The sequence below is a fragment of the Ammoniphilus sp. YIM 78166 genome (genome assembly GCF_004522215.1).
Taxonomy (GTDB): domain Bacteria; phylum Bacillota; class Bacilli; order Aneurinibacillales; family RAOX-1; genus YIM-78166.
Window position 1 is genome coordinate 1 of record NZ_SDLR01000033.1, and the last position, 1,322, is coordinate 1,322.

The following is a 1,322-nucleotide window of genomic DNA, read 5'->3' on the forward strand; positions in this document are numbered from 1 at the left end:
AGTGCCTGTGGTCAAGACCCTGGTAAATGGACAATAGGAAATTTCGACGGTTATCCAGCATTTAGGAAATTAAAGTAGTACGTTGTAGGAGAAACCAAGCCTAAACTTGAATGGGTTCGTTTCTCGTTGTAGTACTTGCTATAGGCACGTAAATATTTCTCAAAGGTGCCTAACTGAATGTCTGGATAAAAGCAAGGGAGTTCCGTCTTGAGGTGCGAAAAGAAGCTCTCAATCACAGCATTATCCCAACAGTTTGCTTTTCGAGACATACTTGGAGTGAATTTCAGTTTTTTGCTCAGTTGGTTGTAATTCATAGACCGGTAGACGTTCCCCTGGTCACTATGAATAATCACATGCTCCAAGTTTGGCAGCTTACGCTTTTTTTGAGCAGCCTTAATTGTAGCCTCGATTAGGTCAAAATTCGGGCTAGAGCTTATCTCAATGGCTATAACTTCACGGTTAAAGAGATCTACGATAGCCGAGATATAGCGTTTAGCCCCGTTAATCTGGACTTCGGTTACATCGGTCACCCACTTTTGGTTGGGATAGTCGGCTTCAAAACTTCTCGCTAGAAGGTTTTCGTAGATGTATCCGGCGCATTGCACCTTGCTTTCCTTCGTTGTTTTAGGGCGTCTAACCGTAGCTTTTAAGCCGATCTCTTTCATCAATCGTGCTACTCTCTTGTGATTGACCTTTAGACCTTGATCTTTTAGTTGGGCTGTAATTCTTTTCGCTCCATATGTTCCTTTATGGGCGGCATAGACACGTTTAATTTGCTGGATTAAATCCTGGTTCTCTGTAGATATTGAAGCTCTAGGACGTTTAAGATACGCGTAGTATCCACTTTTAGAGACCCCTAGAACACGGCATAAGAGGGTAACGGAATAATCCTTTCTCAAGTAAGTAATGGCATCAAAAGCCTTCCTTATTTTTTCCCCTTGAGAAAGGCCTGGAACTTTTTTAAGATCTCATTCTCCAATTCCTTTTCCTTTAACTGCTTTTCTAGCTCTCTAATACGTTTAAGGTCCTCCGAGTTAGAGGTATTCGAAATCGCTCTTGAACTTTCTAACCCTTCAGGCCCTTTCTCTTTGTAAGTGTTAACCCAGCGATTCACGGTGTCACGGTGCAACCCCAGCTCTAAGGCTACCTCCGCCACAGGACGCTTGACTTCCAGCACTTGACGCACAGCTTCTAACTTAACTTCGACACTACTGTGTCTAGAAGAACGTTTTTTAGTCATTTTACTCTCCCCCTAAAAGGCATATCTGTCGTATATTTATTATACTTCATATGTCCATTATAAGGGGTCCGACCACTGTCAC

General features: G+C 42.6%; 2 protein-coding genes. Both read right to left on the reverse strand.

All coding sequences use genetic code 11. The features are described 5' to 3' along the window. Window positions 1–50 precede the first annotated feature (50 nt). Window positions 51–899, reverse strand: coding sequence for an IS3 family transposase (locus EIZ58_RS32730; protein WP_240689500.1), 849 nt, complete (start codon window positions 897–899; stop codon window positions 51–53). 26 nt (window positions 900–925) lie between these two features. After that, complete coding sequence (locus EIZ58_RS32735) at window positions 926–1,240, reverse strand: helix-turn-helix domain-containing protein (protein ID WP_134705218.1); 315 nt, start codon at window positions 1,238–1,240, stop codon at window positions 926–928. Window positions 1,241–1,322: the final 82 nt, after the last annotated feature.

Bases quoted from the DNA above. Each gene is read 5' to 3' on its own strand.
- EIZ58_RS32735 (WP_134705218.1), bottom strand. From the start codon at position 1,240: ATGACTAAAAAACGTTCTTCTAGACACAGTAGTGTCGAAGTTAAGTTA.